Below are 8,876 nucleotides of genomic sequence, written 5' to 3' on the forward strand. Positions count from 1 at the left end.
CTCCGAGATATCATCGTTTGCTGCCGCAAAACAGTGCCATTAAATGCCGTCCTCATGCGCCTTTGCGCTGATGAAGCTGCTTTTAGAGGATGAAGAAATGACGCGTGATTGGATAGGAATACTATCGGCCGCATTGGTCTCGACATGCATTTCCACAAGTGGCTTTGCGGCTGACGAGCTGAAACTGAAAGCCATCTCGGACGCCGCGATAAAGCCAATCATGGATAAATACGGCATTCCGGGCATGGCCGTTGCCATCACCGCTGACGGACAGAACCACATCTTCAACTACGGCGTCGAGTCGAAGGACACTAACAGGCCCGTCACCCCGGCGACCATGTTCGAACTGGGATCGATCAGCAAAACCTTTACAGTCACCCTCACCTCCTACGCAGACGTGACCGGCCGACTTTCACTATCGGACAAGGCAAGCAAATATCTTCCGTCGATGAAGGGAAGGCCCTTCGGCGATGTCGTCCTGATGGATTTGGGCACCCATACGGCGGGTGGATTTCCGCTGCAAGTTCCCGATGAAGTCAAAACCGAAAAGCAGCTGATGGAGTATCTCGCAACCTGGAAACCATCTTATGCCGCCGGAACGCACCGAACATACGCCAATCCAAGCATCGGCGTGCTCGGATATATCACGGCGAAAAGCATGGGAAAAGATTTCGCAGCTGTTATGGAAGACCAATTGTTTCCTTCTCTCGGGTTGACGAGCACGTATATCAATGTGCCGAAATCTCGAATGGCCGACTATACCCAAGGCTACAAGCGAAGCGGTGAGCCGGCTCGGATGACACCCGCCACTCTTTCGTCCGAGGCCTATGGGGTGAAATCCACAGCAGGCGACATGATCCGCTTCATCGACGCGAACATGGGACTGGTCGAACTGGACGATAAGCTCCAGCAGGCGATCACCAATACGCACAGGGGATACTTCGATGTCGGCGCGATGACCCAGGACCTTATTTGGGAACAGTATTCCTATCCCGCGACATTGACGACGTTGATGGACAACAATTCCAGCGCGATGCTCAAGACCATTCCGGTCAAGAAACTGATGCCTGCAACGAAACCGCGCGACGATGTCTGGATCAACAAAACCGGCTCAACGAATGGTTTCGGTGCATATGTCGCGTTCGTCCCGAAAGAGCGCGTTGGTATCGTCATTCTGGCCAACAAAAACTATCCCAACGAGGATCGCATCTCCGCCGCTTATCAGATACTGACTGATATAATTTCGGCGCGCTGATCCGGTAGAGCATGATGCCGAAAAGTGTGCGCGGTTTTCGGACGACATCATGCTCTAACTATGTAATTCAGAACAGGATTGAGATTTTAGGCCGACCCGGCCTAAAATCATCCTGTTCTGGCATCAACGGTCGAAGATGTCCCGCCACTGCTTCTCACCGATCAGGCAGTCGGCACCCGCCTCGGCGCCGGCTGTTTTCTGCACCGTCGCCGCCGGGGAATTGCCGCTGATCTCCAGCACCAGCTTGCGGCGCACGGCAACGGCGAAATCCTCGATTTTGCGGACAGGCAGCACGAAGGCGCCGGGACCGCCGATCACGCAATCTGCATAATATTTATCGAGCCCGTTGGGTGCATCGGAGGGCCGCAGCATGATGGCGAGGCCATTGATGATCATGCCGGCTTCCACCGCCTTGTCGCGGGCGGGGGTGACGAGATCGCCGGAATTGTTCGGCCCATCGCCGGAGACATCGATCACCTGCCGCCTGGACTGAAAGGGACTGGAAACGATCATGCTGGCGCCCTGGGCGATCGCAGTGGAGATCGATGTGCGCCGCTGCGTGGCAATCGGCCGGGCTTCGAGCTTGTCGGCAAAAGCAATCGCATCCTCCTCCGTCTCGATCACCTGCCAGTCGATGACGGAATCCTGGACGACATAGCCTGCCCATTCGAAATAGCTGATGGCGATGCGGCCGGTCAGCCCGCCCTTGACCGCGTCGATGAATTCCTTGTGCTTGAGCGCTTCGACATAGCCCTCGCGCTGGATGCCGATCTCCTCGAAATCCATCGACCGCGAGGTGTCGACGGCAAGTACGAGGGTCACATCGACCTCGCTTCCCCCCGCTTGCGCGATGGGGACGATGCCGGAAAGACTCATGAGCACCGCAAGTGTCGTCAGCATTGGCAATCCAATCCCTGCGCCATGCAAGCCGGCGAACTCTAACACAGCTTGGCCGAGGGAGGACGCTCGCCCACGCGCACGGCTTCAATTTTCGGTGATGGAATCGGAAGCCTTCAATGTAAGGGAAGCCACAAGGGGGTCTTCCATGCTTTCAGCGCCTCGAGAAAGACCTGCAATCGGGAGGGCAGGAAGCGGCGCGTGGGATAGACGGCGTGCACGAAAATTTCCTCGGACGACCAGTCCGGCAGCAGGCGGACAAGTTCGCCTCTTCTGATCTGTTCGTCGCAATAAGTCGAAGGCAGCAGGCCGATGCCGTGTCCGCGATAGGTAAAGGCGCTCACCGCATCGAAATCCCGGCTCGATACCGGCCCCGACACATGCAGGCGAACCGATTTGCGACGGCTCACGAGATGCCATTCTGCCTCGCCGTTGCGGCCGTTCAAGAGCACGCACTGATGGTCCTTCAGGTCTTCGGGCTTCAAGGGAAGCACCCTGGCCTTCAGATAATCCGGTGCGGCGACCAGATAGCGCACGCTCTTCCCGAGCCGCTGCGCCACGATGGAGGAATCCTTAAGATCGCCGAAGCGGATGGCGAGATCGATGTTCTCCGCGATCAGATCGAGGAACAGGTTGGTGACGAAGAGATCGACCTGGATATTGGGATAGGTCTTCAGGAAGGATGAGATGAATTCGTAGAAGACCTCCTGCCCGAAGATGACGGGCACGGAGATCTTCAGCAGACCTTCCGGTTTTCTCTGTGTCTCGGTGAGCGCCTGCTCGGCGTCGACGAGATGGGCGAGCGGTTCGCTGCACCTGTCGTAATAGGCGCGGCCTTGCGCGGTCAGGCTCAGTTTGCGGGTCGTCCGCTGTATGAGCGTCACGCCGAGCTGCTCCTCCAGCGACGTCACCTTCCGGCTGACGGTCGATACCGGCATGCCGAGGGAATGGGCAGCACGGCTGAAGCTGCCGTATTGCGCCACCTTCACGAAAACGGCGATGTCGTTCAGATCGGCCATGCGCTAATTTTTGCATGGATGCAAAAGAGAATCCATATATTTCCATCTAATCGAGTAATGGAGTTTTCGCCATATTCACCTTGCGAAAACAACCACAACCCGATGGAGGCGCATTCGCAGCAGCCCCATCTCGAGCGACCCCCGCCTTTGCAACCGCAAGGCCCGCGTTGCCCGAACCAGATTATGGAGATCAGCATGACTACGAGAAAAACAGTCATCGTCACGGGCGCCTCCCAGGGTATCGGAGCCGGCCTCGTCAACGCCTTCATCCAGCGCGACTACAATGTCGTCGCTACCTCGCGCCAGGTCAGTGCTTCGGAGGCTTTCCAAGCCTCGGACAGGCTGGCGCTCGTCGATGGCGACATCGGCGATGCCGAAACCGCAGCGCTGGTGGCAAGGACTGCGATCGATCGCTTCGGCTCGATCGACGCACTCGTCAACAATGCCGGCATTTTTCTAGCCAAGCCATTCGTTGAGTTCACGATGGCCGACTTCGAGAAATTGTCCTCGACCAATCTCGAAGGCTTCATCCACCTGACCCAACAGGTCGTCAGGCAGATGCTCGCGCAGAAAACGGGCGGCAGCGTCGTCAGCATCACCACCCCATTGACCGATCATCCGATCGCCGGCTTCTCCGCCTCAGTCTCGATGATGACAAAGGGCGGCATCAACGCCATCTCCAAGAACCTGGCGATGGAATATGCGAACGAGCGAATTCGCTTCAATATCGTCGCTCCCGGCGTGGTGGACACGCCGTTGCACAAAGACAACCCGAAGGACTTCTTGAGCACTCTGTCGCCGATGGCAGGCATTTCCAATGTCGAGGAGATCGCCGATGCGGTCGTCTTCCTCACCGAAGCTCCGCGTGTCACCGGGGAGGTGCTGCACGTCGACGGCGGCGCACATCTGGGCAAATGGTAGACCATGCAAAAGCGCAGGCAGCCGGCGCGGAACGGCGGCTGCAGGATCTCGGCATCGCCCTTCCCCCACCGCCGACGCCCTTGGGCGCCTATGTCGAGGCGGTCAGAACCGGCAAGCTGGTCTTCTTCAGCGGCATGCTGCCGGTCGTCGACCTCAAGCCCCGCTATATCGGCCGCGTCGGCGGCGCGCTGACGGCCGAAGACGGCAGGAAGGCCGCCGAGACAGCGACCCTTAGCGCCCTTGCGGCCGCCAAGGAATATCTCGGTTCGCTGGATAGGGTGGCGAAGGTCGTCAAGCTCGGCGTCTACATTGCCACCGAAGGCGATTTTCGCGACCACCCAAAGGTCGCCGATGGGGCATCCGAAATGCTGCTCCAGGTCTTCGGCGAAGACAAACTCTCCGGCCGAATCGTCCTCGGCGTGTCCAGCCTGCCGTTAGGCGTGCCGATCGAGCTCGAGCTCGTTCTCGAAATCGAAGATTGAACGGGCGGGCGCGCCTCGGCGCGCCCTGCATTCTTGGCCGCCTGCGCTCAGCGCATTCGCTGGGCTTCGCCGCCTACTCCCTCACACAGCAATCAACAGCAGCACATAGGCGATCACGCTTACCATCAGCCCACGAAACGCGAAGGTGACGCAGCGGTATTTGTTGCGGGCGATGGCCGATAGAATGTTGGCGTTTTCGAGATACTGGTCGAAGAGGTAGCGCTCGTCACGGCGTAGCGCGGCCTCGAAGAACATATCGCGATGATCAGGCCAGGCGCCCCAGAATAGCGAGGTGGAGGTGCCGAGACGCCGCGGCAGCACAACAAGAATTGCCGAGAGGATCGAGAAGACCGAGGCTGCCGCAAGCAGGCCGGAAAAGAGCATGCTGCCCGGCGTGCCGCCGGTGTAACGCCCCAGGCTGAACACGGCCCTCACCTCGCTGGAGCTCACCAGAAAGGCGAGCATGAAAGTAAAAATATAGGCAGCCTTTTGGTCGGATATTTTGATCTGATCATAAAATATGTCGTTGATTTTCTTGATATGATCGAAATACTCGGTGCTGACGTCCCCGCTCGACGGCTTGCTCAGCATAACCTCAGGTGCACTTTCAAATTCGCTCACGTGAATACTCCGCCATCAAGTGTTTCTCTGATATTACACTTGACGACGAAAGCAAGAACACGTGTGCAACATGCTTGACTTTTCCACTCTACACGGACAAAGGGGAAGCGGGGTATGGGGTCGAGGACATGCGGGGTTATTCCAGTAACATCTGTCGCGTCGGGATGGCGGTGGTGTTTGCCGTGCCCGGTTTTGGGCTGCCGGCAATGGCCGATCCCGTGCCGCGCGCTACGCCGGTCGCCGGCTCTGTCATCGCACGCAAGATCGGCGAGGAAGTCCGCTTCATCGACGTGTCGAACTGGCGTGTCGTCGACATCAATCAGGATCTCCTGACCGGCGACGTGCTGCGCACCAATGCCAACGGCCAACTCGCCATCGTCTTTTCCGACCACACTCAGGTCCGCCTCGGCCGCAATTCCTCGCTGCAGGTGAAGAAGATGGCGGCCGGCGGCGATACCGTGCTCAATCTCCAATCCGGCACCATCTGGGCACGCGCCGAGCGTGGCGGCCAGGGCCTGACGGTGGAAACACCGGCCGCCGCCGCCGCCATCCGCGGCACCGACTGGACCATGACCGTCGAGGGCGCCAAAACCTCGATGATCGTGCTCGAAGGCCGCGTAGCGCTCAGCAACCCGCAGGGCAGCGTCGAGGTGAACGAGGGCGAAGGGGCGGTCGCGACCATCGGCCAGGCGCCGAGCAAGATCATCAGCGTCAATCCTGACGACCGCGAACAGATGCTCTTCTATCTGGACTTGCGCGACGGCTTCGACCTGATGCCGACTTCGCCGCTGCGGGCCGACCGCATGGCGACCGAACGCCGCCGCCTGTTAGGGCTGCCGCCGGAGCGCCGCACCACCGAAGATTGGCTGGAACTTGCCGAAGTGCAGAGCGCCTTCGACGGACGCCAGGCTGCAGCCGCAACGCTGCAGAATATCCGTGGCCGCAAACTGACGACAGCCCAGCAGGCGCGCGTCGACCTGATCGACGCCACCATCGCCGGCTCGGAAAAGCGTTATGGCGATGCCGCCAGGCTCTTCCAGAAGGCCCTGCCGCATCTCGACCCGACACGCCGCAACATGGCCCAATATGGCGGCTATTTCGCCCGTTCGCTGGCCGACCCCGCCCATGCCGAACAGCCGCCGGCCAACACCACCGGCCCCTATGGCGCAATCATGGAGGCCTATACGACAGGCTTCCTAAAAAACCCGCGCGCAGCGCTCGAGATCATAAAGAAAGCGGAGCAGCGCTATCCCGATGATCCGACCCTGCCGGCGGTTCGCGCCCAGTTGGCGGAGCTCACCGACGACCGTGAGCAGATGAAGGAAGCGATAGAGCGCTCGCTGTCGCTCGACCCAGATCATCCGATGGCGCTCTCCGCCCGTGCAGGCTACAAGGCAAGCTATGAAAGCGATATCAACGGCGCGCTCGCGGACCTGAACCGCGCCATCGCTCTTGCCCCCGGCGCATCAGGCACGCTGAATTCTCTCGGCCTGCTGCAGAGCTCGCGCGATGCCAATGGCGAAGCGGAAAAGGCCTTCAAGAAGGCGATCGAGCTCGATCCGCAGGACCCGCTGCTGCACGCAAACCTCGCGATCCTCTATCTCGATCAGGCGCGCATGAAGGAAGCCAAACGCGAAATCGACACCGCGATCGCGCTTGATCCGTCCTTCGATCATGCCCTGCTTGCCCGCGGACGCTACTACCTGCAGTCCGGCGAGCGCGACAAGGCGCTGCAAGATCTGCTTGCCGCCAGCACCGCCAATCCCGCGCATTCGCAATCCCAGTTCATGCTCGCCGCCGCCCATTACGAAAAGGGCGACCGGCTTCCCTCCGAGCAGGCGCTCGACAACGCCAACCGCCTCGACGATGACGATCCTGTTATCTCGTCCTTCCGCACCGCGATCGATATCGACGATTACGATGCAGATGGCGCGATCCGCAACGCGCAGGAATTCCTGCGCCGCTCGCGCGCCCGCGGCGGCGATTACAGCGGCCTCGGCGCCAATGCGAGCGCCGGTTCGACACTGAATGACGCCTTCCGCCTGCAAGGATTGGATGCCTGGGGCCGCTATTACGGCGATGCCGTCTTCGATCCTTTCAACGGCACGGGTTATATCGATCAGTCGATCAAGGGCAGCATCTTTCCTTTCGTCAACGCGACCAGCTTCAGCGACGACAATATCATCCAAAACCGCGGCAACGCGTCGAGCTACTCATCCTTCATCCAGGGCCTGTTGTTTTCGCCGCACATGCTTTCCGGCCGCTCACGCTCGGTAACCCTGTTTGACGTGCCCTTCATCGAAGGCTCGCTCGGCGGCGGCATCAACAGCGTCGACGGCCATACGAGACGCATCGGCGAGGCCGATATCCAAGGTTATTCGAACGCGACGATCCCGATCAGCTTCTATGGCAACTTGACCTGGGAAGAGCTGGCACTCGACCGCGACTACCAGGATTTCGGCGGTGTCCAGACGGATAACAAGCTGCTGAGCGCCAACGGTTATCTGACGGCAACGGTCACGCCTGATGATCGCGTGGTAGCCTTCGTCAACCACGGCAAGAATGACGGAACTCTAAACGCGTTATCGTCAAACACCGGGTTCATGGAACTCCTGTTCCGTGTCCCTATCCCGCTGCCTCTCTACACGACAGAGGAGACTGTACGAGAAAGCACATATGCCGGCATCGGCTGGAGCCACACTTTTGCGTATGAAAACGTGTTGAATGGAGCACTGCTTTATTCGGGAAGCAAATCGAATACGAACAGCGTGCTTGATGTCGACCTGGACCCCGTGTTTATCGGCAGAGGGGTTCCCTTCATCATTCCCTTTACCAACGTCACTCAGAAGACCGAATCCCAAACCTATATCGGCGCTTTGAGCCATTCCATAGGTGCCGGGCCTTTGACATTTCGCTACGGCCTCGAAGGCGGCTGGTTGGATGCCAGCAGCACCGTCGATGCGACGCTCCTAGGCTTGACAGCTCCTACCGATCGCACAGAGAACACTATCGATATCGGCCGCGCCTATGTCGATGTGCTGCATGAGATCACGCCGGATCTCAAGGGCGAATACGCCTTGTTCGCAACCCGCCTGGAGGGCGACGGCATTGACATCACCCGGCTGGAGCCGCGCTTCGGCCTCGCCTGGGCGCCGATTCAAAACCACTGGCTGCGTGCTGCCTTCATGCGTCAGAGCTTTGATATTGGTATTCCGACCCTTGCCCCCATCGGCGTCCTCGGGCTTCAGGCTAACCAGTTTTCCGCCAATCCGCAGGGCTACACGGATACGGTCGCCCTGCAGTGGGATGCCGAATGGACTGATCGATTCTTCACCTCGGTCGAGTATCAACACCAGGAGCTGCATGATTTCTCGATCGATTTTCCGATGATCTCGCTTCCGTCGGATACCAGCCTGCCGATCTCGCGCGGCAGCATCGATCGCGCTGCCGTCACCGCAAACGTCGTGCTCGGCCATGGTTTCGGCCTTTCGGCTACCTATGCCTATATGGATTCGGAAAACAGGGATCCGCTCGAGCCGATCTATGGCGGCCCTCTTCCCTTCATACCGAAGAATTCCGGACAGATTGCGCTGACTTGGGTCAACGAAGCCAAGGTCAAGGCGACGGTCGCCGCCAACTATATCGGCGAGCGCGATGGCGATCGGTTTGGCACCAAGCCCG

Annotated in this window: 7 protein-coding genes; 4 read left to right on the forward strand and 3 right to left on the reverse strand. The window is 59.3% G+C overall.

The window, feature by feature from the left end:
- Positions 1-97 precede the first annotated feature (97 nt).
- Complete coding sequence (gene ampC, locus FY112_RS07000) at positions 98-1,255, forward strand: class C beta-lactamase (protein ID WP_151518053.1); 1,158 nt, start codon at positions 98-100, stop codon at positions 1,253-1,255.
- A gap of 123 nt (positions 1,256-1,378) precedes the next feature.
- Here ampC and FY112_RS07005 read toward each other — a convergent pair whose 3' ends face one another.
- Both FY112_RS07005 and FY112_RS07010 read right to left on the reverse strand, forming a co-directional pair.
- Positions 1,379-2,155, reverse strand: coding sequence for a DUF1194 domain-containing protein (locus FY112_RS07005; RefSeq protein ID WP_151518054.1), 777 nt, complete (start codon positions 2,153-2,155; stop codon positions 1,379-1,381).
- Positions 2,156-2,268: 113 nt separating this feature from the next.
- Positions 2,269-3,171, reverse strand: coding sequence for a LysR family transcriptional regulator (locus FY112_RS07010; RefSeq protein WP_131620320.1), 903 nt, complete (start codon positions 3,169-3,171; stop codon positions 2,269-2,271).
- Positions 3,172-3,366: 195 nt separating this feature from the next.
- Between FY112_RS07010 and FY112_RS07015 the strand changes: the two genes are divergently transcribed.
- Positions 3,367-4,092 (forward strand): SDR family oxidoreductase, encoded by a 726-nt coding sequence (locus tag FY112_RS07015; protein ID WP_077979236.1) that lies wholly within the window; start codon positions 3,367-3,369, stop codon positions 4,090-4,092.
- A complete protein-coding gene (locus FY112_RS07020) occupies positions 4,086-4,574 on the forward strand; it encodes a RidA family protein (RefSeq protein WP_131628424.1) in 489 nt (162 codons plus the stop codon). Before FY112_RS07015 ends, FY112_RS07020 begins: the two co-directional genes overlap by 7 nt.
- A gap of 81 nt (positions 4,575-4,655) precedes the next feature.
- Here FY112_RS07020 and FY112_RS07025 read toward each other — a convergent pair whose 3' ends face one another.
- Positions 4,656-5,195, reverse strand: a complete 540-nt coding sequence (locus FY112_RS07025; RefSeq protein ID WP_017961144.1) for a Pycsar system effector family protein — start codon at positions 5,193-5,195, stop codon at positions 4,656-4,658.
- Between the two features lie 128 nt (positions 5,196-5,323).
- Here FY112_RS07025 and FY112_RS07030 point away from each other — a divergent pair.
- Positions 5,324-8,876: FecR domain-containing protein (locus tag FY112_RS07030; protein ID WP_246700626.1), on the forward strand; the 3,553-nt coding region annotated here is incomplete at its 3' end.

Origin of the sequence: Rhizobium sp. PEPV16 (assembly GCF_008919455.1) — a bacterium.
In the GTDB taxonomy this organism is placed as follows: Bacteria; Pseudomonadota; Alphaproteobacteria; order Rhizobiales; family Rhizobiaceae; genus Rhizobium; species Rhizobium leguminosarum_Q.

Excerpts from the sequence above, each read along its gene's own strand:
- FY112_RS07005 (WP_151518054.1), bottom strand. The coding sequence starts at position 2,155 with ATGCTGACGACACTTGCGGTGCTCATGAGTCTTTCCGGCATCGTCCCC.
- FY112_RS07020 (WP_131628424.1), top strand. The coding sequence starts at position 4,086 with ATGGTAGACCATGCAAAAGCGCAGGCAGCCGGCGCGGAACGGCGGCTG.
- FY112_RS07015 (WP_077979236.1), top strand. The coding sequence starts at position 3,367 with ATGACTACGAGAAAAACAGTCATCGTCACGGGCGCCTCCCAGGGTATC.
- ampC (WP_151518053.1), top strand. The coding sequence starts at position 98 with ATGACGCGTGATTGGATAGGAATACTATCGGCCGCATTGGTCTCGACA.
- FY112_RS07010 (WP_131620320.1), bottom strand. The coding sequence starts at position 3,171 with ATGGCCGATCTGAACGACATCGCCGTTTTCGTGAAGGTGGCGCAATAC.